This is a genomic window from Coprococcus sp. AF21-14LB, assembly GCF_003458885.1.
Taxonomy (GTDB): Bacteria; Bacillota; Clostridia; order Lachnospirales; family Lachnospiraceae; genus UBA9414.
The window spans coordinates 21,167-45,660 of the sequence record NZ_QRVX01000011.1 but is presented as its reverse complement, the minus strand read 5'-3'; the positions used below and the strand labels follow the sequence as shown (position 1 = coordinate 45,660).

General features: G+C 41.8%; 24 protein-coding genes and 2 pseudogenes. 2 read left to right on the top strand and 24 right to left on the bottom strand.

Going from position 1 to position 24,494, the window contains the following annotated elements; translation table 11 throughout:
- Positions 1–8 precede the first annotated feature (8 nt).
- A complete protein-coding gene (locus DWX73_RS04450) occupies positions 9–953 on the top strand; it encodes a nucleoside recognition domain-containing protein (protein ID WP_118347249.1) in 945 nt (314 codons plus the stop codon).
- On the opposite strand, the gene DWX73_RS04445 is transcribed toward DWX73_RS04450, so the two are convergent.
- The 9 genes and pseudogenes from DWX73_RS04445 to DWX73_RS04405 form a co-directional block, all read right to left on the bottom strand.
- Positions 936–1,532, bottom strand: a complete 597-nt coding sequence (locus DWX73_RS04445; protein ID WP_118347247.1) for an ATPase — start codon at positions 1,530–1,532, stop codon at positions 936–938. The two genes, DWX73_RS04450 and DWX73_RS04445, sit on opposite strands and share 18 nt — an antisense overlap.
- A gap of 128 nt (positions 1,533–1,660) precedes the next feature.
- Positions 1,661–2,217: pseudogene (rsmD, locus tag DWX73_RS04440) on the bottom strand (16S rRNA (guanine(966)-N(2))-methyltransferase RsmD).
- A 57-nt stretch (positions 2,218–2,274) separates the two neighbouring features.
- A complete protein-coding gene (locus tag DWX73_RS04435; RefSeq protein WP_242996617.1) occupies positions 2,275–4,350 on the bottom strand; it encodes a penicillin-binding transpeptidase domain-containing protein in 2,076 nt (691 codons plus the stop codon).
- On the bottom strand, positions 4,326–4,742 hold the full coding sequence (locus DWX73_RS04430) for a BlaI/MecI/CopY family transcriptional regulator (RefSeq protein ID WP_118347245.1): 417 nt from the start codon (positions 4,740–4,742) through the stop codon (positions 4,326–4,328). Before DWX73_RS04430 ends, DWX73_RS04435 begins: the two co-directional genes overlap by 25 nt.
- A gap of 224 nt (positions 4,743–4,966) precedes the next feature.
- Complete coding sequence (locus DWX73_RS04425; RefSeq protein WP_118347243.1) at positions 4,967–5,173, bottom strand: alpha/beta-type small acid-soluble spore protein; 207 nt, start codon at positions 5,171–5,173, stop codon at positions 4,967–4,969.
- A 99-nt stretch (positions 5,174–5,272) separates the two neighbouring features.
- Positions 5,273–6,592 (bottom strand): putative ABC transporter permease, encoded by a 1,320-nt coding sequence (locus DWX73_RS04420; RefSeq protein ID WP_330413469.1) that lies wholly within the window; start codon positions 6,590–6,592, stop codon positions 5,273–5,275.
- A gap of 97 nt (positions 6,593–6,689) precedes the next feature.
- The gene (gene recG / locus DWX73_RS04415; RefSeq protein WP_118347239.1) at positions 6,690–8,753 is read right to left on the bottom strand and encodes an ATP-dependent DNA helicase RecG; all 2,064 of its coding nucleotides are present in this window, start codon (positions 8,751–8,753) and stop codon (positions 6,690–6,692) included.
- A 93-nt stretch (positions 8,754–8,846) separates the two neighbouring features.
- Complete coding sequence (locus DWX73_RS04410) at positions 8,847–10,523, bottom strand: DAK2 domain-containing protein (protein WP_118347237.1); 1,677 nt, start codon at positions 10,521–10,523, stop codon at positions 8,847–8,849.
- A 19-nt stretch (positions 10,524–10,542) separates the two neighbouring features.
- Complete coding sequence (locus DWX73_RS04405) at positions 10,543–10,902, bottom strand: Asp23/Gls24 family envelope stress response protein (protein ID WP_118347235.1); 360 nt, start codon at positions 10,900–10,902, stop codon at positions 10,543–10,545.
- Positions 10,903–11,103: 201 nt separating this feature from the next.
- Between DWX73_RS04405 and rpmB the strand changes: the two genes are divergently transcribed.
- Positions 11,104–11,292: a 50S ribosomal protein L28 gene (rpmB, locus tag DWX73_RS04400; RefSeq protein ID WP_118347233.1), complete on the top strand. Its 189-nt coding sequence runs from the start codon at positions 11,104–11,106 to the stop codon at positions 11,290–11,292.
- Positions 11,293–11,631: 339 nt separating this feature from the next.
- Here the strand turns inward: rpmB and DWX73_RS04395 are convergent, their stop codons facing one another.
- From DWX73_RS04395 to DWX73_RS04325, 15 genes and pseudogenes are all read right to left on the bottom strand, one after another.
- Positions 11,632–12,030, bottom strand: a complete 399-nt coding sequence (locus DWX73_RS04395; protein ID WP_118347231.1) for a GerW family sporulation protein — start codon at positions 12,028–12,030, stop codon at positions 11,632–11,634.
- A gap of 34 nt (positions 12,031–12,064) precedes the next feature.
- On the bottom strand, positions 12,065–13,015 hold the full coding sequence (locus DWX73_RS04390) for a DUF2953 domain-containing protein (RefSeq protein ID WP_118347229.1): 951 nt from the start codon (positions 13,013–13,015) through the stop codon (positions 12,065–12,067).
- Between the two features lie 18 nt (positions 13,016–13,033).
- Complete coding sequence (locus DWX73_RS04385; protein ID WP_118347227.1) at positions 13,034–13,375, bottom strand: hypothetical protein; 342 nt, start codon at positions 13,373–13,375, stop codon at positions 13,034–13,036.
- A gap of 11 nt (positions 13,376–13,386) precedes the next feature.
- Entirely contained in the window at positions 13,387–14,727 is a 1,341-nt protein-coding gene (locus DWX73_RS04380; protein WP_118347285.1) for a peptidoglycan D,D-transpeptidase FtsI family protein, read from the bottom strand.
- A gap of 130 nt (positions 14,728–14,857) precedes the next feature.
- A pseudogene (locus tag DWX73_RS15470) lies at positions 14,858–16,419 on the bottom strand (FtsW/RodA/SpoVE family cell cycle protein).
- Between the two features lie 8 nt (positions 16,420–16,427).
- Positions 16,428–18,803 (bottom strand): U32 family peptidase, encoded by a 2,376-nt coding sequence (locus DWX73_RS04370; protein WP_118347224.1) that lies wholly within the window; start codon positions 18,801–18,803, stop codon positions 16,428–16,430.
- 36 nt (positions 18,804–18,839) lie between these two features.
- Entirely contained in the window at positions 18,840–19,250 is a 411-nt protein-coding gene (locus DWX73_RS04365; RefSeq protein ID WP_118347222.1) for a cell division protein ZapA, read from the bottom strand.
- 66 nt (positions 19,251–19,316) lie between these two features.
- The gene (gene ruvB, locus DWX73_RS04360; RefSeq protein ID WP_118347220.1) at positions 19,317–20,324 is read right to left on the bottom strand and encodes a Holliday junction branch migration DNA helicase RuvB; all 1,008 of its coding nucleotides are present in this window, start codon (positions 20,322–20,324) and stop codon (positions 19,317–19,319) included.
- A 15-nt stretch (positions 20,325–20,339) separates the two neighbouring features.
- Positions 20,340–20,957 carry a Holliday junction branch migration protein RuvA gene (ruvA, locus tag DWX73_RS04355; RefSeq protein ID WP_118347218.1) on the bottom strand — a complete coding sequence of 206 codons (618 nt, stop codon included), beginning with the start codon at positions 20,955–20,957 and terminating at the stop codon, positions 20,340–20,342.
- A 61-nt stretch (positions 20,958–21,018) separates the two neighbouring features.
- Entirely contained in the window at positions 21,019–21,516 is a 498-nt protein-coding gene (locus tag DWX73_RS04350; RefSeq protein WP_242996615.1) for a Gx transporter family protein, read from the bottom strand.
- A 7-nt stretch (positions 21,517–21,523) separates the two neighbouring features.
- Positions 21,524–21,883, bottom strand: a complete 360-nt coding sequence (locus tag DWX73_RS04345; protein ID WP_118347214.1) for a NusG domain II-containing protein — start codon at positions 21,881–21,883, stop codon at positions 21,524–21,526.
- A 142-nt stretch (positions 21,884–22,025) separates the two neighbouring features.
- Positions 22,026–22,517, bottom strand: a complete 492-nt coding sequence (locus DWX73_RS04340; protein WP_118347212.1) for a hypothetical protein — start codon at positions 22,515–22,517, stop codon at positions 22,026–22,028.
- 99 nt (positions 22,518–22,616) lie between these two features.
- Complete coding sequence (locus tag DWX73_RS04335; protein WP_158556824.1) at positions 22,617–23,129, bottom strand: DUF2752 domain-containing protein; 513 nt, start codon at positions 23,127–23,129, stop codon at positions 22,617–22,619.
- Entirely contained in the window at positions 23,093–23,881 is a 789-nt protein-coding gene (locus DWX73_RS04330) for an RnfABCDGE type electron transport complex subunit B (RefSeq protein WP_118347208.1), read from the bottom strand. The genes DWX73_RS04335 and DWX73_RS04330 overlap by 37 nt, the downstream gene beginning before the upstream one ends.
- Positions 23,882–23,894: 13 nt before the next feature.
- A complete protein-coding gene (locus DWX73_RS04325; protein ID WP_118347205.1) occupies positions 23,895–24,488 on the bottom strand; it encodes an electron transport complex protein RnfA in 594 nt (197 codons plus the stop codon).
- Positions 24,489–24,494 lie beyond the last annotated feature (6 nt).

Sequence of the window (24,494 nt, the reverse complement as noted above, 5' to 3'; positions counted from 1 at the left end):
CTTCTTCCATGAAACCTGCTGTCTTGAAAATTTCTCTTGTCCTGCTGTTTTTCTGTATGCTGCTCCGTCCGGAAACAGTATTTCTCGGCGCCAGATCCGGACTCCTCCTCTGGTTTGAAACTGTACTCCCTACATTGCTTCCTTTTATCTTAATTTCTAACCTGCTTATACATACCAATGCATTTTCTTACTTAACCCGCCTTTTCGGCCCAGTCATCCGGCAGCTTTTTGGAACATCCGAAGAAGGCAGCTTTGCCGTACTGACAGGATTTCTCTGCGGATACCCTATGGGGGCAAAAACAACGGCAGATCTTATCCGTTCCGGTCATATTACACAGGCAGAGGGAACTTATTTACTTTCTTTTTGTAATAATACGAGTATCGGATTTATTATGAATTACATTTTTTTCAATATACTGCAAAGAAAAGATCTGGTTATTCCCGGCCTGTTTATTCTCCTGGTCTCTCCGGTTCTTACAAGTATATTTTTTAGAATGTTTTATTATCACAAATATCATCTGCGAAATTTCCAAAGTCCAAAATCACAAGCCAGAGCACCTCGCAGCTGTTCCATAAAATTTGATCTTTTGGATACCTGTATTATGGATAGCTTTGAAACCATTACAAATATCGGAGGATATATTATCCTTTTCTCTATTCTTCTTGCTCTCCTTCAAGAAAGCAGCATCCTTCCGCCATGTGTAAAACTGTTTCTTCCGGCTCTGGAAATGACAAATGGTATTTTACTTTTAACAAAAATGTTTCCGTCATCAGAGTTTCTTTTTCCTGCCGTGTGTGCTCTTACCTCCTTCGGAGGAATCTGTGCCGCTGCTCAGACAAACTGCATGATCCGCGGCAGCGGCCTTCGCATAGTACCTTATCTAATAGAAAAGCTGATCACCGCTTTGGTGACCAGCCTGCTTTGTTTGCTCTATTTACATCATATCCTCTGAAACACTGCCGAATTCAGATTCCAAACCATTTGAAGAGCGTTCCGGAATCTCCAGCTCCTCACGGTTACGGTGCACTGTCTCATAACACTCCTGAAGAGAAGACACAAGACCATCATACTTTGTTGTATAGCTATCCAGCGTGTGTCCAATAATATTCTCTGCATTGGCCAAAAGGTCATTCGTGTACTGAATTGCGCCAATGCGGATATCATTGGCATCACTCGTAGCATTATCAAGAATCTGCTGTGCCTGCTCTGTTGCTGCCATAACAATTTCATTCGCCTGTGCGTATGCCTGCTGCATAATTTCATGTTCGCTGACAAGTTCATTCGTATGTACTTGTGCCTGCTCTAACATACTGTCTGCTTTTGCCTGTGCATCTGCAAGGATCGCATCTTTGTTAGCAATAATCTTCTGATAGCGTTTAATCTCATCCGGTGTCTTCATTCTAAGTTCACGAAGCAGTTCATCCATCTGATCTTTATTTACAATAATCTTTGTTGTTGATAACGGCTGAAATTTACAGCTGTCAATATACTCTTCAATTTCTTCAATAATCTGCTCAATACGGCTGCTCATAATCTACACTCTCCTTTGTTCATTCATTTCACTTGTATCACAAAAGTCTACACTTGAAATTCCAATCATAACAGGATAATATATTCCTATCTTTCATATTCTAGCATGTTCTTCGGCAGAAAACAATGTCAATTCTTGATAAATTCCAGAAAAATATGTTTATTTGTCTTATAAACTTTTTCTTTTATCATCTGGTATCCGTATTCTTCCGCAAAGGACAAATCTGTCTCTTTCGCTGCTTCCACGATGATCAACGCATCCGGACTTAGAAGATTGCTGTCTGCAATTTCAGCCAGAACTTTTCTTTCCCAATCACATCTGTATGGCGGATCCAGAAAAATATAATCAAACTGCTTTTTTCCATCTAAAGCTGCAAGCGCACTGATCACATCCTGAATCATTACATAGCCTCGTTCTGTCAGAGATGTCCTTTTTAAATTCTCTCGAATACATTCGGCCGCTTTCGGGCTGCTCTCAACAAACACTGCTTCTTTTGCACCTCGGCTTAAGGCCTCAATTCCAATGGCGCCGCTTCCGGCAAATAGATCCAGAAAACTGCTGTCACATAAATATTCCGAAATCATATTAAACAGCGTTCCTTAATCCGATCTGTTGTAGGTCTTGTATCCATTCCTTCTACTGTCTTTAACACGGTCCTCCGTGCACTTCCTGAAATTACTCTCACGTTCTTTCCTCCGTTTCATTCTCACGCTATTATAAGAATTTTATGCAAAAAAGTCAATTATGGAAGCTGATAATAGGACGAATAAATATTCCGTACTTTTTTCGTAACATATCCTCTCACGCCCTTTGCCTGCACGTCTTTTACCATTGCGATCACTTCCAGCGGACGTTCTGTCTCTTCTGTAGTTGAACATGCAAACCAGCCGTACTCTGTTGCTCCGCTCTCTTCCTGACTTTGCTTTGTCTCAGCAGTTCCGGTTTTTCCGCAGAGCATAAGACCGTCGATTTTCATGGCATGACCTGTTCCGTCCTCTCGCTCGATCACTTCTTTCATAGCATTTCGTATAATTTCTGCCGTATTTGGCGAAATCACCTGCTCTTTCCAGTAAGTCGGCGTTTTTCCGGTCATTAATACCGGTTGGATCATATTTCCGTCATTTACAAATGCAGAGTACATGGATGCTATATGTACCGGATTCACAAGAATCTCTCCCTGACCGTAACCACTGTCCGCCAACTGAATTTCATTATCAATTGTTTCTTTCGAACTGTAACTGGATGCTGTCAGTTTCAGATCAAATTTCATTGTTTCTCCAAAACCGAATTTTTTCAATCCGTCAACCAGCGCAGCCTCTCCCATCTGAAGCGCTGCTCTCGCAAAATAAATATTATCAGAATATACGAGCGCATTTTGCAGCGTTACCTGATCGCCATAAGCAGTCAATGTTGTCACAAAGTAATTTCCCCAACTTGCATCTTTCTGCCAGGAAAGCCCGACATCTCCAAGATTTGCATTGGGATCCAGACTGTTACTTTCCACACCAATGGCGCCTACAATCGGCTTTAATGTTGAACCAGGTACCCATGCAGCATGATAACGGTTTGTAAGGGGCATCATCGGATCTTGATTCAGAGCTTCCCACCTAGCGTCTGACATTCCCAGCACAAATTCATTCGGGTCCATTCCCGGTGTACTGACAAGCGCCAGCACTTCTCCTGTTTTCGGATTCATAGCAACTACTGCGCCTTCATCTTCTGCAAATTGTTCATATGTGTTCTGCTGCACTGCGCTGTCAATCGACACGGTAATTGTTTCTCCATCCTGAGGATTTTTCTGTGCCATAATGCCTACCTGTTCTCCCTCCTCATTCAGAATCAGGATTTCTGCTCCGTCTATCGGGCGAAGACGGGATTCATAAGCTTTCTCCAATCCGGATTTCCCGATAACACTTCCGGAATGATACCCCTCTTTGGAAAGCGTTTCCAAATCTTCTGCACTTACTGACGCCACATAGCCTGTTAAGTGTCCTGCTGCTGCACCAAAAGGATATACTCTTTCTTCTGTATCACTGAGCATCACACCCGGGATTCCTAAAAGTGCTGTTTCTAACTCCGTATTTCCTTTTGCAATTTCCTTTATCGGTACAAAAGATTCTTCTGTTACCCAGCCTGCCTCGAGTTTCTTCCGGATCGATTCCGCTGAAATACCAAGCAATGATGCCAGCTGCTCTTCTGCTGCCTGCCGATTTTCTCCCATTTTTCCCGGAACAAGCCCTACATTTGTGACTATTCCATTTTTCGCAAGAGCGATTCCATTCCGATCCAGTATTTCTCCGCGTTTTGCTTTCGTTGTATTCACTCTTAATTTGTACTGATCCAGGAGTTCCGGGTAGATCATCTCGGAAGACCAGTTGATCCGATAATCTTTCTCATCGTTTTTGACAAATTCTGCACTTGCTGTAAATGTAATCTCTCCGGCAATCGTATGCATCGATGTTTCATATTCAGCAGAAGCGCTCTTCTGGTCATCGGCATACCGGATTGCTTCTTTCGTCAAATGGATTGTAATCTTAGACGCTTCAATTCCTTCATAAATATTCTGATTCCGCTTTACAAACTCCTCTTTCGCAATCTTTGCTCTGGCATCTTCTGTCAAAAAATCATACATTTCTTCATAGTTCTTTTCATTCAGCGCTTTATAATATGCTTTTAAAACAATTTCCGGCGTCTGCTGTTTCTTTTCTTTTTTCCCCCATAATAGCATAACAATGCAGATTACTATGAGAAATACCAGGATAATCGACAGAATCTGGATTAATCTGCGCCGCTTTATTTTTCTATGTCTCTTTTCCATAACCTTGGCTCCTTTCTGCTCTTTTCCGGAGTATCTTCCAGAGAAACTAAATATTGCTTTAATTCTTCCAATTCTTTTCGATCCAGCTCCTGACCGTCATATAAAGCCGCCACAAAGTTTTTGACCGAATTCTGATATAACTTTCCCAAGATCGTTCTGCCTTCCTCTCTGGCAAAAGCTTCATAGGCAACAGCAGGTTCATAATAATTTTTCTTTCCATCTTTGCGGCATTTTAAATATTCTTTTTCTGTCAGCCGTGATAAAAATGTAAGAACAGACGTTTTTTTCCAGCGATAATGAAGTCCCTCTACAATTTCATCTGATGTAACTTCATGATGATTCTGCCAGATATACATCATAATATCCTGTTCAGCATCGGAAAGTCTCTTCACAAGCTTCACCTCCTGATATGCTTTTTCCCATTTGACTTGGAATAACCGCATCTACAAATGTATTATTATTTTCTATTCTACATTTGTAGAATATTTGTGTCAAGGAAAATCAAAAAATCTCAAGAAAGTTTCGTATCTCATCATTTGAAAAATAAAAAAGCGCCTGCATCCTGCAAAGCGCCTTTTTATTTTCAGATTGTCTGCTTTCCAAACGTGGCGGAAGCTTATTTGCCTGCCATCTGTCTTTCCTGCTGCTCAATCATTTTTTTCACCATATAACCTCCGACACTTCCGTTCTGTCTGGAAGTCAGATCACCGTTGTAGCCTTCTTTTAACGGCACACCAAGCTCGCTGGCTACCTCGTATTTAAATTTGTTTAATGCTTCTTTTGCTTCTGGTACAGATGTTCTGTTTGATGAATTACTTGTCATTTTTATACTCTCCCTTCTTTGTAACACTTCTGTTTTTGTTACAGTCCTATTATATGGAGAATTCAAAAACTTAAACTAGAAAATTTTAGCAATTCTTTCTTATCTTCCTCTTTTTGCATTTGGATAGATCCGATGCATTCTCTCATCCGGAAAACGTTCATCCAAACGCTGCTCCAGCCGGTTCGCCGGAGTCGGATGCACCAGCCTGTCATTATATCGATACAATGCCGCTGCGGATAAAAGGATATTCCAAACCATAAAGATAATCGAAATTTTAATCAGGAGTTTTCCGCATTTTACCGGAATCCTCTCAATCCATCCCGAAAAAACCGGATAAAGGATCTTCAGCCAGACTACTGCTGCAATTCCCCAGAAGAAACAAAACAGCAAGTTGATTCTTCCGCCAAGATTAAAAGGAATCTTGCTATAATCCCAAAACACTGTGCCAAAAACGAGCTCTGTAAAAATACTGCAGATATATTCATAAGCACCGCCTAGAATTGTCCCATAGAGAAAAATGTAGCGATCATTTTTATCTTTATATTTATATAAAAACAAAGTTAAAAACACACATCCAAGTCCCCACACAATACTAAAAGGGCCATACACAACACTGCTTCGGCTCATCCATCTTCCGGCAGTGATCCGGCAGAAAATCGTTTCGGTAATATCTCCAAGAAATGCTCCAATGAAAAAAAGTCCAACCAGTTTATCAAAACAACATCCTTCTGCAAAAATTGCTGACGGTTGCGAGGAATCAGATACTCCTCCCGTCACAGCAGCTTCTTTTACATTCGGATAAGCTTTCTGAATTCGTTTTTCTACATATCCTGTCAGCGCATTCCCTAAGTTTTTTGAAATCTGCCGCGCGTAGCCGACAAACCGTTTTGTTTGAAGGGATTGTTTTAGTTTAAACACTGCAGCTATACAGCAGATACTGTCAAAAATAACAATCATCCCGGTAATTAGCCCGGCAATCAGCAATATCTTGTCCGGAACCATGTGGAGCAATGAAGAAATAAATGGATTCACAAACTTAATGCTGACAACACCACTAAGTCCAAAAAGAAATAGATGTGAAAAGCGGACATACCCTTGAAATTGAAGACGGCTTTTACTGTAATCCCACCACTTTGTGTTAAAGATTTTTTCCAATATTAAACCTGTCATTACAATGACAAAAAATGCAAGCACACTGCTTCCGAGAAACAAGAAAAAGAAACGTCCTTTTAATTCCGGAAGAAAAATACAATAAAAAACTTCTATCACACCGTAAATAGGACAAAGCGGAAGATTTAAAAATCCAGTATTAACAAATTCTTTTCTGCGAAATGCATTTGCAATTACCCCTGCGATCCATCCAATCAACGAGTAAAAAAGAAAAATCCAAAACAAATCTTCCCATGTGTAATACATCATGTCACCTCTTCTGTAAAATATATAAAAGATACTATAGCCAACGTCACTACAAATTGCAATGAGAATTTATGGAAGAAACAGATTATTTATAAATTGTTTATAGATTTTTTCGAATCCGCTCTGTTTCAGATAATAATTGCTCCATTCGTTTCGCAAGAAGACGATGGTTTTCTTTTTTCAGCGTCGGATCTTCTTTCCAAATGGTTCCTGCTGCTTCATTGGCATTTTGAAGAATTTTAGCATCCTGAAAGATGTCTCCCAGTTTAAAGTCCATTACGCCGCTTTGGCGAATCCCAAAAAGATCTCCCGGTCCCCGCAATTTCAGATCTTCATTTGCTATATAAAATCCGTCATTCGAGTGATTTAAAATTTCAAGGCGCTCCTTTGTCTCTCTGGATTTTGATGCAGTCATAAAAATACAGTATGACTGGTGCTCTCCCCGGCCAACCCTTCCACGGAGCTGATGAAGCTGTGCCAGACCAAATCGTTCTGCATTCTCTACCATCATTACGGTTGCATTCGGTACATTAATTCCAACTTCGATGACGGTCGTTGATACAAGAATCCCTATTTCCCGTCTGGAAAATGCTTCCATAATCTGATCTTTCTCTGTCTGCTTCATTTTCCCGTGCAAATATCCGACTTTAATCTCATCTCCCAATGATTCCTGCAGCACAGCCGCATAGTCAATAACATTTTCCGCCTCCATATGTTCGCTTTCTTCGACCATCGGACAGATTACATAACACTGACGTCCTTCCAACACCTGCTTTTTCATAAACTGATAGGCTGTTTTTCGATATCCGGTATCCACTACACAGTTTTTGATCGGAAGACGATTGGCTGGAAGCTCATCCACCGCTGAAATATCCAAATCACCATAGAGAATAATCCCTAATGTTCTTGGAATCGGTGTCGCGCTCATAACGAGAATATGCGGGCACGTTCCTTTCCCTGCCAGCGTTTCTCTTTGACGAACGCCAAAGCGATGCTGTTCATCCGTCACAACAAGCCCAAGATTATGATAGTTTACTTTATCCTGAATCAGCGCATGGGTACCGATAATGATATCCGCCTCTCCGCTTTCGATCTGTGCATATGCCTCTCTTTTTTCTTTGGCTTTCATAGAACCGGTAAGCAAGATCGGCGTAAGCGGAATCTCATATGTCAGAAACATTTCCTTTACAGTCTCAAAGTGCTGTCTTGCAAGCACTTCTGTCGGCGCCATCAGTGCACCTTGACAGCCATTAAATCCCGCTAACATCAAGGCCAGCACCGCAAGAATCGTTTTTCCGGAACCAACATCTCCCTGTACAAGCCGGGACATCACATACGGTCCCGTCATGTCATCGGAAATCTCTTTCCATACCTTTCTCTGTGCATTTGTCAGCTCATACGGGAGTTTTTTGATAAAGATTTCAATTTCTTCCTTCTCCCGAATCTGCAAGGAATTCTCTGCCTTCCCTTCTTCTGCTTTTAGACGCCGCAGTGCCATAACAAACAAAAAGAATTCTTCAAAAACAAATCGCTCTCTTGCATGGTAATAATTCTCTTTGGAAATCGGAAAATGAATCCCCTTCAACGCATAATTATATTCCGCAAGGTGATATTTCTTGCGAATCTCTTCCGGAAGAAATTCCGGCTGCAGATCTATCTGCTCCAAAGCCTGACGGACTGCTTTCATAATCGTGTGATTGGTAATTCCATTTGTCAGCGGATATACCGGCTGCAATGTATCTTTTTTATGTTCATAAGAAGACGGTGGCTGAAAAATCTCCGGATGCTCCAGAATTAATCGTCCACGTTTATTTACTGCCCGGCCTCTCAAAATGACAGGCATACCGCTGCGCAGTGTATGCCGCAAAAAGGGCATACGAAACCATACCGCCTGGATTGTTCCGGTAAGATCTTTGATCTGTGCAGATATAATCTGCATCCGCGGATTTCCTCCTAACTGCACCGCTCCAAAAATCGCACCGCTTACAGTTACCACATGGCCTTCTTCCACTTCTTTAATGGGAATCGGATTCTCATACACGTCATAGCTTCGCGGAAAATATTTCAGAAGATCTCCTATCGTATAAATCTCAAGCTTTCCAAAAAGCTGTGCTGTTTTTTCTCCGATTCCTTTTAAGGCGCTAATATTTGCTAATTCATTCATAATTCCAACCTGCTGTTACTCCTGCCTTCATCCGGCATAAAATTTACGCCCGGAAGATCAGTACATCCTCCGAGCGCCTTTTCATCTGTTTTTCTATTCTACAGCCAATACATAGTAATAAATCGGCTGTCCTCCAAAATGCGTATCCACATCCAGTTCAGGATAAAGTTCTTCAATTTCTGCTGTCAGCGCACCGGCATCTTCCTCTGAGACATCTTCCCCGTAGTAGAGACTGATAAGCTCAGAATCCTCATCTACAAGTTCTGCCAGCATTTCTTTCAAAGTGGCGTCGATTCCGCTGCCTACTGCCAAAATTCCGGCATCTCCGATTCCCATGATATCGCCTTCATGAATCTCTTTTTCATCAATCTTCGTATCACGAACCGCATATGTTACCTGTCCTGTCTTTACCCGCTTGATTTCTTCCAGCATCGTCTCTTCATTCTCCTGTGGTGTTGCCTCCGGCATGAAGTTGATGACAGCTGTGATTCCCTGCGGAACTGTCTTTGTTGGAAGTACGATAATCTCCTTATCATCCACAAGCGCCTTTGCCTGATTGGCAGCAAGAATAATGTTCTTGTTATTCGGAAGAATGAAAATGCAGTCTGCGTTAACTTCATCAATGGCTTTGAGCATATCCTCTGTACTTGGATTCATTGTCTGTCCGCCTTCGATAATATAGTCTACACCAAGCTCTCTAAAGATATCATTCAAACCGGCGCCAATAGAAACAGCAACAAACCCCATCGGTTTTCTAGGCTCATTCTTCTTTGCTTCCTGCGCCTCTTCCTGTTGCTGTTTTGCCAGTTTCTCGGCATCCCGGATCAGTTTCTCCTGATGTTCTTCGCGCATATTATCAATCTTCATACGGGAAAGCTGGCCAAATGTCAGTGCTTTCTGAATCGCAAGTCCCGGATCATTTGTATGCACATGTACTTTTACAACTTCATCATCTGCAACGCAAACAATAGAATCTCCTATTGATTCCAGATATGCCTTGAATTCATGTTCGTCTTTCTCGGTAAATTCCTTTTCTGTCAGAATAATAAATTCTGTACAATATCCAAACTTGATTTCTGCAGCAGTGTCAGCTGAAATCTTAGTCACATTAACAGAAGAAGCCGCCGGCGTAATTGCACTGTAATCAATTTCTTTACCGAGGAATGCATCATATGCACCGCGGATTGTCTCAAGAAGTCCCTGTCCACCGGAGTCCACTACACCTGCCTCTTTTAAGACCGGAAGCATCTCCGGTGTCTGATCCAGAACTTCCTGCGCATAAGCAATTACCTGCGGAATAAATTCTTCCAGATCGTCTGTCTCTTCTGCCAGCTCCAGACCTTTCTCTGCAATCCCTCTTGCAACAGTGAGAATCGTTCCTTCCTTCGGTTTCATAACCGCTTTATAAGCTGTCTCTTTTGCTTTCACAAGGGCATTCGCCAGAATCATTACATCAATTTCTTCATATTCACGGATTCCTTTAGTAAATCCTCTCAATAACTGAGAAAGAATTACACCGGAGTTTCCACGCGCCCCTCTTAAGGAACCGGAAGAAATCGCCTTCGCAAGCGTTGCCATATCAGGATTCGCAAGCGCTGTTACTTCCTTTGCAGCTGACATGATCGTCAGTGTCATATTTGTACCTGTATCTCCATCCGGAACCGGGAATACATTCAATTCATTAATAAACTCTTTCTTTGCTTCAAGATTCGAAGCACCTGCAAGAAACATCTTTGCAAGCAGTTCTACATTGATTGTCTTCGTTGCCACAATCGTGTTCCTCCTTAGATTAATCAATTACACGCACGCCTTCCACGTAGATATTGATCTTATCTACCGGCATTCCTGTAAATTCTTTTACTTTATATTTTACATTGCTGATCAGGTTATCTGCAACCGCAGAAATACTTACACCATAAGCTACAATGACATGAAAGTCAAGTGTAATACGATTATCATCAGAGATTCCGACCTGAATTCCGTGTGTAAGGCTCTCTTTTTTGAGAAGTCTTACAAGACCGTCTTTCACATTGACTGCCGCCATACCGACAATTCCAAAACATTCCACTGCAACAGATCCTGCATATTTCGCAATAACTTCTGAATCTACTGTAATAATTCCAAGCTCTGTACTCATATTGCCTCTCATAATCTATACCTCCAATTCTATCTTAGAATTTCTTACGCATACTTAACACATGTATTATACTCTTTTTCCTTTCGCTTTACAACAACTTTACAAAAAATAAAATAATCATAAATAATCACTTGCATTTTTGATTGTTATCTGCTACAATAACGAGTGTTGTGAGTCTAGCAAGACTATTTAAGATCGTTAGGAGGTGCAGTCATGGCTAAATGTGCTATTTGTGAAAAGGGTGCTCATTTCGGAAACAATGTAAGCCACTCTAATAGAAAAACACCAAAAATGTGGAAATCAAATGTAAAATCAGTCAGAGTTAAAACAGAAGGTGGCGCTACAAAGAAAATGTACGTGTGTACTTCTTGCTTAAGATCTGGAAAAGTTGAAAGAGCTTAATTTTACGAAGAGAAACCGGGACGAGTAATCGCCTCGGTTTTATTTTTATTATACAGGATTCCGAAGGGATTTCCTGTGTAATAAAAAAGAGACAGCATTCCTATAAGAACTTTATAAGAACCACTCTCTCCTTTTTATTCAACAGCAGAATAACCGGTACCCTGCGAACAGACACAACAATGCGAGTAAACTGCCGACAAAAGTACCGGGCAAACACATCATGACTACTAAACCAATCGCAACACAAAACAGACCAAATCCAATGAGCCTTTTCAAAACATTACTCCTCCGACATGTGTTACTATAATTTATGCCTGAACGCATCTGCTTATCACACTTTTATTTCATCTCTTCTTTTACTGCTGCATCCAAAATGTCATCCACATCTGCTTCCGTTACCGTCTCTTTTTTCCCGGAAAATTTATCTACCAGATCCGGAACCATATCAAGAATTTTTGTCATCGTATCCTGATTTTTAATATTTACCAGCCTTGTTGTACCATTCTTAATCACAAGCACGGCGCTTGGAGTAATCTTACCGCCGACACCGCCGGCACCCTTATCTTTTTTATCTCCCTGGAAGGAACCTGCTCCAATTGCAAATGAGACATCGACAAGTGGTACGATAATCGTATCATCAATATGAATTGCATCTCCCACCACTGTTTTAGATGAAATCACACTGTCGATTCCCTGAAGCAATGTTCCAACAGTATTTTTAAAATTATTTTCTGCCATATCTTGTATTCCTCCTTTGATTCATATCCTGCCGTTACCATCTGAATTTTCTTATATCTCTGACAGTCATACGCACTTCACAACTTCGCAGCAGTCGTATTGCTGTTCTCACAAATGTTCCAACTCGAAGTTTCCCTTTGGCAAAAACTTCTCCCTCCAGAACACATTCCTCAAATTCCGGTGTGATTTCTAAGGAATCCCCCAAGAACGGATATACTATCCCAAGCAAAGCCAATGTGTTTCCAGTCAAATACGGATCTGAAAATCCGAACCGAAGTTTACCGCGAAGTTCTTTTGGTTTCAGAATAGACAAAATTCTTCGAAGTTCGGAAACTCCAACAGAAAATGCCTTCCGATGCTCTTCCTGCGCAAGAAATTCTGTCAAACGATCTTTTCTTTCAATGAATACTTCTATTTTATCACAAATTCCAGTGATTGTATATTTTATCTTTACCCAGATTGCTTTTATCTTATTCCAGAGAACCAATATTTTCCGGAACCATATCCCGTCCGGTTCTGTCCCTTTTTTTTCTTCTGTCTTTTGTCTTTCCGTCTCTTTTTCTTCTGTTTTTTGATTGAAATCCTTTTCTTTGAGAATCTCTTCTTTTGAAAAACTCTGTTCTGTCTTCCGCTCTTCTTCCACATCAGGACTTTCCAATATGCTTTCCTGGTTCTCTTTTGGAAAATTCTCAGCTTCTTCCGGTTCCTCTTTTTCTTTTGCGGGAAGAAGCTGTTTCCATGCTGCCCTTACACAGAAGTCCGTTTCTGTCCCATTAACACGGATCCGGGCGGCAATGAGGCGCAAAAACCATGAAACACGTATATCTGCTTCCAAAGAATCCCGCATACCGCGCGAGCGAAAAAAAATCTCATATCTGACCGGAACAAAAAGAAGGATTCCGATTAACAGCAGGAATATACAAAGAATCACAGCTAACGCGATCCCGATTATTTTTAAAATCCATAATAAGATATGTAAAATCATATTCTGATGCCCTTTCTCTTATTCTGTCATTTCATCGGCCTGCATCCGTTCCATAAAATATTCCCGAAGTTCAGTCCCACCGGTTTTTTCTAATACATCTGCTGTGATCTGTGCCACAAGTCCTACTGCTTCTTCATAGCCGTCTGCAATCCCAATGACTCTGCATTCCTCCTTTTGAGGAGAAAATTCCTTTTGTCGGAGCATAGCCGCATCAAAAAATTCTAATTGTTTTTTTCCGCGAACTGCCAGAACGATCAGATAAATATGCAGTTGTATTTTATTATGTTCTAAACGCCAGATGATTTTTTCTTTTTTTTCGCATAAAGTGTCACTTAAATATAATTCTCTGTAATACTGCATAGCATTCACCACTATCTATAATAATATGCATCAAATACTGCTTTAGCGATTGGAACTGCCTTCACTCCTGTATCATCTGCCCCTTCCACAACAACACTGACAACCAGTTCCGGATTCTCCACATTTGAAAATCCAACAAACCAGGAATGGCTCTTGTTCTTATCACTGCTGTATTCTGCTGTTCCTGTCTTACCGGCTGCTGAATAGCTTTCTCCGCTCAAAAGAGTGCCTGTTCCGTAGGACACAACGCCCTCCATATATTCTTTCAGCTGTGCTGCTTCTTCTGAAGTCATGAGTGTCTTATATTTTTTCGGCATATTTTTCTTCACACGGGTTCCTGTGTGATTCACAATCTCATCTACCAAATACGGCTCCATCAATGTTCCGCCGTTTGCCGCAGCCGCTGTAATGAGCGCCAGATGATAAGGGCTTACCAATGTCTCTCCCTGCCCCATTGCTGTCATCATAAGTTCTGCGTCTGTTGTCTGTTTCGTTACCGAAAATTTACTTTTGCTGTACGACAAAAGATTCGGAAGCTTTTTATTAAATAATAATTTCTCTGCCGTTTCCCGATAAGCATTGCGGTCTAACATAAGTCCGATATTACAAAATGATGCATTACAAGAATTGGCAAATGAGTCTGCCAGTGTCTGATGACCATGAACAGTTCCGTTGAAACAGTGGATTACTGCTCCCTGATGCTCAATCTCTCCGCTGCAGTCATATGTATAATTCTGATAATCCGAATGTTCCCTCATATATTCCAAAGCAGTAATGATCTTAAAAGTAGAACCGGGCGCATACAGTCCCTGCATTGCTCTATTAAGCAAAGGACTATTTTCATTGTCTGAGTTTAGTGTTGGCCATGTATCTGCAAGTGTATTCGGATCAAAAGAAGAACCGGACACCATTGCCAATACCTTTCCTGTACTTGCCTCCATTACGAAGACCGCACCTTTATTATCTCCAAGCGCCTGATACGCTGCCCTTTGCACATCCGTATCCAGCGTTGTCACAATATTATCTCCAATATTTTTCTGATCTTTGAAATCATTCATAATTCGTTCCAAAATGAATGCATTTGAATTTACAAGCGAAAAATTCTCAGTCAGTTCCAGTCCTGCTCCTCCGAAAGAATCATACCCTACTACATGTGCATACATCGGACCATATGGATAGACTCTTGTTTCACTCCCGTCTTCTCCCACTTCGGTCTTTGCCAATACATTTCCGGATTGATCAAGAATATTTCCGCGCACAACTCTGTCTGCAAATGCTTCCTGCCTTTTGTTATAAGGGCTATTAATAACATCTTTGCTTTTAACCGCATTGAAATATACAATATACCCCATCATTACAAGAAACAGCGATACAAACACATATGTAATCCGTGTGAATTCCTTATTGCGAATCCGCTTTTGTTTTGGCGGTTTTCTTCGATTGTTTCTTTCTTCATCCATGTATTTTTGACTATGCACTTTTCTATCTGCCCCGCTTCCTTGCCGGCGCATTTCTTTCTCCGGCATCTTTGCGTTCCCGGAGTGCTTCACGGACGGTTGCTCCGATCTCTTCGTCAATACTACCCGTTTCTGTTCCATAGCTTTGTGGCTGTGGCCTGCGCTCAGAGGAGACTGCAGTTCTTTCTCTTTCCGGTCTCTTGGCTGGCCTGCGGGTGTGTTTTTCTTTTTCTGCGTTTTTCTGCTTTGTGCGTTTTTGTTGTTCTTTACTTCGTTCAATTGCCTCTTCCTCATCTTCTCTTAAATGATACAAGCCCTGAATAATTGCAAACATAATCAATGTACTCAGCACAGAACTTCCGCCATAACTAATCAGCGGAAGAGTTACACCGGTCGAAGGGATAAATTTTGTAACCCCTCCGATCGTAAGAAATGCCTGAAAAATAAAACAAGTTCCAAGTCCAAGCGCTACAAGCTTATAGAACACATTTACAAGCTGCAGCGCAATATTCAGAAACATAACATAGCAGCTCAAATACACTAAAATCAGGCAGAGTGCATAAATCAGCCCCATTTCCTCTGCAATTGCTGAAAAAATAAAATCGGTTGATGCCACCGGAATCTTATCCGCCATCCCTTGATACAGTCCCATTCCAAACCAGCTTCCGGTTCCTATCGCAAAAAGCGACTGCGCCACCTGATATCCTCCACCGGAATAATCCGCAAACGGATCTTTCCATGCATGCACTCTTGTTCGGATATGTGTAAACAGATGATACGCCAATACCGATGCCGCCGAACCCGCACCAAGTCCTGCCACAATATAAAGCGGCTGTCTTGTTGCTACATAAAGCATTACTAAATACACGACAAAAATGATCAGCGCCGCTCCTAAATCTTTCGAAACAACAAGAATCAGCACATGTGCGGCTGCAATCGCCGTTGTCGTAACAATATTTTTAAACTGCACCGATCTGCGAAGCTTGCTGCCACAAGAAACACAAACAAAATCTTAACAAATTCCGACGGCTGAATACCAAATCCTCCAATTTCAAATCCCAGTTTAGCGCCGCCGGAGATCGGTGCGATCACAAGCACCAGTGCCAGTGCAATAATACCTACAACCCCATACACTTTTTTCAGAGAAGCCAGTATTTTTATCCGACTCATGGCTACCGGAACGAGAAGACTGATCACCACACCTCCTGCTGCAATCACCGTCTGTTTTAAAGAAAGATTATAAGACAGACGTGTCAGCATAATAAATCCCGCACTTAGCAGCATACACATATTGTTTACAATCAATCGCGATACCCTCGGATAGATTTTCGTATATAACAAAATAATCATAGCCAGTACAAACACCTGACCAATGTATAAATACAGAACCCTTTTTTCCTGTGTCTGTAAATACATCACAAGAAAGGCCACAAGATGAATTTCAAACATCAATACATTTTGTGTCCGGAGAATCCTGCGCTTTTTTCTGCTGTCATGATGTCCAAATACCGCAAAACATTGATAAGTATACGCAATCATAAATAAAATTATGAGATATTTTGACAGCTCTACAATAATATTAACCAAATCTTCACCTACTTTATTCCTCGTTTAAAGTGTCCCCTTGTAAATTCCCCTGTTATTTTGGATATCTCGCCCTGTTCCAGGAACACCTTGCGATAACGCTCTACACATGCTTTTACCTGCGAAGCATTCTCCCTCGTAAACATCATTCGAATCGCCCGGGGAGCCAGATTTTCTATTTCTTCGCGCTGATCTGTCAGCATAATAGGCGCAGTATTATAAATGATGTTATAACAATCTTCACAATTGTTTCTGACCTGAAATTGTTTCTGACAACGGTCAGTCAGTGTCATAACCCCTGATTTCTTTCTGCATCCTCCGGTTGTCTTTTGAATGCATTGGGCAGACAGCATTACCGGAATATAACCATAGACGATAAGCTCTTTGTCATGGATTCCAAGTCTTCGAAGTTCCCCGGCATTTAGCTCCAGCGGCGCAGTTCCTTCTTTGACACCAAGTTCTCTCCAAAATCTATCTGCTTCCCGATTGAATCGATATAGATTATGATCTGTCACAATGGTTCCCTGGTAATCATGTGTTTTCAAAAATGCAAAACTTTCATAATTTCGTATTAATACACCATCAAAACCTGCTCCTGTGAATGCTGTATAGTTTTCTTCATATCTTTGAACTGTATTGGAGCGGAAAATATGAGGCATTGCTAAGAAAATCTCTTTCCCCATCTCATGAGCCAGCTGTACGATCTTTTGTATTTCCTCACTGGCAAAAACATCTGAAACTGCGAAACTTTCCAGATAGATTCTCTCAACGCCCTGTTCACAGCACAGTGCATCAAACTGCTCTTTTGTTTCAGCCAAAGCATACATCCTCAGCCGCTGCTCTTCTGCAGAATCTCTTTCCAATACTTCATCTGCTTCCTGCGGTGTTTCTCTTCTGTAACTGCCGCATAGTCTGCGTTCTAATTCTTCAAGGGCTTCTCTGCGAAGCTCATTTAAAGCCTGCACCGGTACAAACAGATCTTCTTCCATTTGAATTTCTAATGTCTCAAATACAAAAGGCGTTGTCCCTGTTTTGCACATTTGTTTTTTTATCCGATCGATCGTCATCGGCTGCGTCTGTGCCTTTTCAGCCGGTTTCCCATACACCTCTACTGCAATACCGTTTTTTTCAACCTTTAGTGTAACAGAATTTGTCGTAGAAAGTATTAAAATCCCATTAATTTTTTCTTTTATTTTCGTATCCACATAGTTTTTTCGAAGCGCTTCAATCAAAGCCGTATTGCGTACTCTGTTAAGTACCGCATTTTTCTTTACCGCATGATTTCGATGAGTTGTAAGGCTAACCTTATTTCCTTCCAAAACACTCTCTGCCATTGTGAAATTTTCTTTTTCTCTTCCGATTTCAATTACATCTCCGGGATGCAGTTCTGTCAATGCCTTGCCTATGATTCGATTGCCCTGGATTTTTTCAACTGTTACTGCCTGAACTCCGGCATGATTCGGACGAGCCAGAGACAACATTTCCCGCCCGTTTCTCATCTGATAGTAACCGGAATGAAATCCGCCGCGATTATAGATGTCCATAAGCATCTGTTTATCTTCCGGCAATACCCGATATCCTTTCTCTCCTCTTTCCAAATACAAATCCGTATATTTTCGGTACATCGAAGTAACTGCCGCCACATATTCCGGTTTTTTCATTCTCCCTTCAATCTTAAAAGAATAAATTCCCGCCTGAATAAGCTTTGGCAAAAAATCCAGCGTACAGATATCTTTCAGACTCATCAGATATTCCGGCTTTTTGCTATGCGCTGTCTGATACAAAAGTCTGCACGGCTGTGCACACTGTCCCCGGTTTCCGCTTCTTCCGCCAATCATACTGCTTAAAAGACATTGACCGGAATAACAATAACAAAGTGCTCCATGCACAAAGCTTTCGATCTCCATTCCCGTCTGCTTCACAATCTCTGCCACTTCTGAAAGCTGTAGTTCTCTCGCCGTTACGACACGTTCTGCGCCCAATTGCTGCAGAAATTTTGCACCATATGTATTTGTAATTGTCATCTGCGTGCTGGCATGAATAGCCATATTAGGGAAATGCCGTTTCACAAATCTCAGCACTCCGATATCCTGTACAATAACCGCATCCAATCCCTGCTGATAATATGGGAGCAAATACTCATATAACTGTTCAGACAATTCCTGCTCTTTCAACAATGTATTTACCGTCAAATAAATCTTTTTCCCATGCAAATGTGTATAATCGATTGCTTGCAGCAGTACGTCTTCTTCCGGGTTGTCCGCAAAAGCCCTTGCTCCGAATAAAGAACCGCCGATGTATACCGCATCCGCTCCTGCTGCAATCGCCGTCTTTAAGCTTTCGTAAGAACCGGCCGGAGCCAATATTTCTGTCCTTTCTTTCGTCATAATCCCTTTCCTCAAAAAAGGCTGTCAGAAGACAGCCTATTTTTTCTTACTTTGTATTTCTGTTTCTAATTTTACGATCTGCATCTGAAGTTCGCGGTTCTCTTCGCGTACTTTGTCCAGAGCTTTTTGTGTATTTTCGTATTTGATCTGTGTTGAAATCAGATCATGTTTCAGATCATATACTTCTTTATCCCGTCCCTCTGCGTCATTTTCCAGAGAATCTGCCTGTGTCTTTGCCTTGAAGTAGTCATCTGCAATATTCAGCGCCAGCAAAATACTTCTTGTCTCTGCACTCTGCTTGCGATAGCTCTCATTATTTGAACATTCTGTCAGTTTATGGTTCAGATATGCAGATACTTTCTGCAAATATTCTTCACTCTCAAATCCGCTCAGCGTAAATACCTTTCCGCCAATCAAAACCTCTGTATAATTCTTAGCTGATGCCATTGGCATTACCTCCTCGAATTTCTCTTTTGTTCTTCCTATTATAAACGATATCACACAAAAAACCAACTATTTTCCGGTATTTTCTGTGGAAATTCCGAGATGATGATATGCAAATTCTGTCACAACCCGCCCCCTGGGCGTCCTTTGAAGAAATCCATTCTTCAAAAGATATGGCTCATACACTTCTTCGATTGTTCCCGAATCTTCTCCGATTGATGCAGCCAGTGTATCAAGTCCTACCGGTCCTCCGCCGAATTTCTGGATCATAGTCATTAGAATATTTCTGTCAATATGATCCAAACCATATCGATCCACATCTAAAAGATCAAGCGCATAGACGGCAACTTGCTCTGTAATGACTCCGTCATAGCGAATCTGCGCAAAATCTCTGACTCGTTTTAACAAACGATTCGCCAGACGCGGTGTTCCCCTGGAACGTCTTGCAAGTTCTAACGCTCCCTGTTCATCAATTTCTACGTCTAATACTTTGGCAGAACGTGTAATAATTGTCTTCAATTCCTGATCCGTATAAAACTCCAATCGATTGATCACACCAAAACGATCTCTCAGCGGCGCCGTCAGCATTCCTGCTCTTGTTGTCGCTCCCACAAGCGTAAACTTTGGGAGATCCAGGCGAATGGATCGAGCTGCTGCCCCTTTTCCGATCATAATGTCTATAGCGTAATCTTCCATCGCCGGATAGAGCACTTCCTCTACCTGACGATTCAGACGGTGGATTTCATCTACAAAAAGCACGTCCCCTTCCTGCAGATTATTCAAAATTGCAGCCATCTCCCCCGGTTTTTCGATGGCAGGTCCGGAAGTAATTTTCATATGAACGCCCATTTCATTGGCAATAATGCCGGCAAGCGTTGTTTTACCGAGTCCAGGAGGTCCATAGAACAACACATGATCCAACGCCTCACCTCTGCCCTTCGCTGCTTCAATATAAACCTTCAGCATCGTCTTCGCCTTCTCCTGACCGATATAGTCGTCCAGCATCTGTGGGCGAAGATGATTCTCAATTTTCATATCTTCTTCCAGATTTTCTGTTGTTATAATCCGTTTTGCCATGTTTTCCATCTCCTGCTATAAACTGATCATCTGCTTCAGCGCTGCCTTCAACACATCTTCTACGCTGTCCTGCGGAGAAGGCGCCGCCAGTTTTACGGCTTTTGCCGCCTCAGAAGCTGCATATCCAAGCGCGGTAAGTGCCTGAACTGCTTCCGACTGTATCTCTGATATTCCGGAAGAAACTGACATGTTTTCTTCTTCCGAATCTCCAAGACGAGATAACGTATCTTCGATACTCAACTTATCCTTCAATTCAATAATCAGCTTTTCCGCTGTTTTCTTCCCAATCCCGGGTGCTTTCGAAATTGCCTTTGCATCACCTGCCATTACCGCAAATCTCAGGTCATCCGGGCTGAGACAAGACAGGATATTCAATCCACCCTTTGGTCCGATTCCGCTGACTCCAATCACAAGGCGAAATACCTTTAAGTCATCTTTTGTTAAAAATCCAAACAACTGCATCGCATCTTCCCGCACATTCAGATATGTGTGGATCTTTATCTCTGTTCCAACCGCCGGAAGTCTTGTAATAGATTCTCCCGGCATATAGATTCCGTAACCGATACCTCCTACATCTACAAGAATCCTGTCTTCTTCTATCTCCGCAAGCGTTCCTCTAATATATGAAATCATCCTTCTCCTCCTGTTCTCATTTCTGACTGCCAGATACTTAATCTGTATAAAGACCTGCACACTATATCAAAAGCTTCTGCAGCCGCTTCAGCATCTCTCTGGCCACAAATCCAATCGCAGCTCCTGTAAGAAGCCCTGCAATAATCAGAACCGGAACATAGTAAAATACATCGTAGCTTTCCACTACAACTGCTGCCACAAGTAATTGACCAAGATTGTGGGCAACTCCTCCTCCAAAGCTTACTCCGACTACACTAAACAATTCTGTTTTTTTAAGCAAAAACATTACCGACACACTCAAAAGGCTTCCTGCCAAACTATATAAGATGCTAAACAGGTTTCCAAACAAGAATCCTGCCAGTATAACTCGCAAAACTGCCAATGTATACGCCGATAAAATATCCATCTTGTACAGCGCGATCACAACCACAAGATTTGCAAGACCAAGCTTTATTCCCGGAATCCCAATCGGCACCGGGATGAATGTTTCTACATAGCTGAAAATAAGCGCAAGCGCTGTCAATACTCCAAAATATGCTGCCTGTCGTCTCAAACTCATTCCTCCGTTACTGTGCCGTTGCATCTGTTTCCGGCTGCGTATCTGCCCTTCCGGACACCTCTACAATTACTTTATTCGGAAGGCAAATGATACTCTCATTCTCCGACGCGATTTCTTTCTGATGCACGCACAACTGGTCTTTACAGTCTGCCCATTTCATATATGCTTTTCCCTCTTCAATCACAAGCAGATTATGATCATCAATTAAAATCTCCCGATTGCAATCCAAACGATACGTTCCGTAAATATGTCCGTCCGTCTTTACAACAACGGTAGTTCCTGAATCCCGATTTACAATCTGGAACACCCACAGCACTATAGCTGTAAGACAGATTACTCCTGCCAGCAGATAATCATTTCGTTTCATATCACACCTTCATTCCTCTTCGTCCTATTCTAGCACAGGGAAATTAATTATGCAACCACATGTTCGATTCCATGTTTCCTTCCATATAATAAAAATGACGCCAGAACAACCAAAGTCCTGACATCATCTTTGATACCCTCGTTTAGTACACTCCATAGTGCTGCACATAACTAAATACAGCGCTTCCGAGAATTGACATTACAAGGAAATAAACAACTGCAACACCCGCCATCACAATTAATGCTGCACGGCAGTAATTTCTGCGGTTAATATTGCCTTTTTTGCTAAATGCCCAAAAAATGTAGAGGATGATTCCTCCACAGCACGGAATCAACAACGCTAATAAAGTAAGCGCCCATTCTCCCATAGAAAGCGGGCGTGTATCCAGCTCCTCTTCTCCTGCCTTCTGGCTTCTGCTGTAATCAGCATGATAACCGGTATTTCCATAATCATATGTCTGTTCCTGCTGATAATTATATTGACGATAATCTCCTGTCGGTTTATTCTCCGGTACGATTGTTCCATTCATTTCAGACTGCTGCGGTTCTTCTGCTGTTTCACTTGCTGCCGGCACAACAGACTGCGTGGATTCACCTGTCTCCGGTTGATTTTTCTCAAATTCCTGTTCTGTCATATCTTTCACCTCCTGCCGGTCTGCCATCACAGCGCTTCGCTGACATGGCTAAACTCTGCGCTTATTGTACCATGCTTTGTACGAAAAAACTACCGTTTCTTACAAAAATCGAAATACAGCTCCATAGTAATAAGTCATCGGCTCATGATTCGGAAAGTATTTCAACATTCGATATACATAAAGAATTCCCAGTGCTGCCAGGATCAGAACCACATATTTCAGAAGAAAGCGAGTAGGTTTCTGCAAAAGATAACGGCAAATCAAAAACACCAGCACGAATACTGCAATCGGATAGATCATCGGATGCATGTGAAATGCTTCTGCAAACCGAAAATGAAGCAGTGCTATTCCTGCTCTCGTTAATCCGCATCCGGGACAGGGAAAGCCGGTCAGCATTACAATCGGACAGCTGCTGTAAAAAAATTTCAAACAAAAGAAAAGATATCCGGCAATGATCACAACTGCCAGACCATATGCACGGATATCTTCCCTAACAAGCTGCAGGGCAGTACGCAGAACCTCTCCCGGTGAGCGTCTGCGATACTGCTTTGTCCTCTGAACTTTTTTTGCCTTTTTTATAAAATGATTTTCTTTGGACATTTCTCTGCACATTTTCCACATCCGGTACATTTCTCCGGATCGATATGAGCAATATTATTTTCAACTGTGACTGCATCAAATTCACATACTTTCTGACACATACGGCATCCGATACATCCAACAGAACATACTGCCATGACATCTTTTCCTTTGTCTTTGGAACTGCACTGTACAAGATGCTTCTGTTCATATGGAACAAGCTCAATCAATCCTTTCGGACATGCTACTACACATTTTCCACAGGATTTGCATGCCTCTTTATCTACAACTGCTACACCATCAACGATGTGGATTGCATCAAATGGACATGCCTTTACGCAGGAGCCGAAGCCAAGACACCCGTAAGTACATCCTTTTGGCCCCCCATTTTGCATCATTCCAGCCATTACACAGTCTTCAATACCTGTATAATCATATTTCTGTTTTGCCTTTTCACATGTTCCGGCACATTTTACAAATGCCGTCATGCGGACAGATTCTCCGACATTCTCTCCCATAATCTCAGCAATTTTCTCAGCTACAGGCGCTCCGCCTACCGGACAAGCCCCAACCGGCGCTTCTCCTTTCACAATTGCAGCTGCCAGTCCTGAACATCCTGCATACCCGCAGCCTCCGCAGTTATTTCCCGGAAGAACACTTCCGATTTCTTCTTCTCGCGGATCCACTTCAACAGCAAATTTTTTGCCGGCTACTCCGAGGAAAACGCCAATAAATAATCCGGTACCGCCAACAATCACTGCGGCTAAAATAATTCCCATGATCATTTTTCTATTCCTCCTATATCAGTCCGGAAAAACCAAAGAAAGCAATAGACATCAGCGCTGCCGTTACAAGAACGATCGGTGTTCCTTTAAATGCTTCCGGAATTCCGGTATTATTGTCAACTTTCTCTCTAATTCCTGCCATAATTACAATCGCAACAAGAAATCCGATTGCTGTGCCGAAACCATTGATCACACCTGTTAAAACATTGTACTCTTTCTGCACATTTGTCAGTGCAACTCCAAGTACAGCGCAGTTTGTTGTGATCAGCGGGAGGTATACTCCCAATGCCTGATACAATGACGGCATGGCTTTCTTTAAAAACATTTCTACAAACTGTACGAGACATGCAATTACAAGGATGAAAACAATTGTCTGCAGATAAACCAGTTTTCCTCCGAGAATTGCAGGATTCGCCAGAATATATTTATAGATCAGTCCTGTTACAAATGATGCGATTGTTATAACGAATACAACAGCGCCTCCCATTCCGGCAGCTGTCTCAACTTTCTTGGATACCCCAAGAAATGGACAGATTCCTAAGAACTGGCTGAGTACAACGTTATTTACAAGTGCAGAACCAATCGCAATGATCAATAATTCTTTCATAGCTCA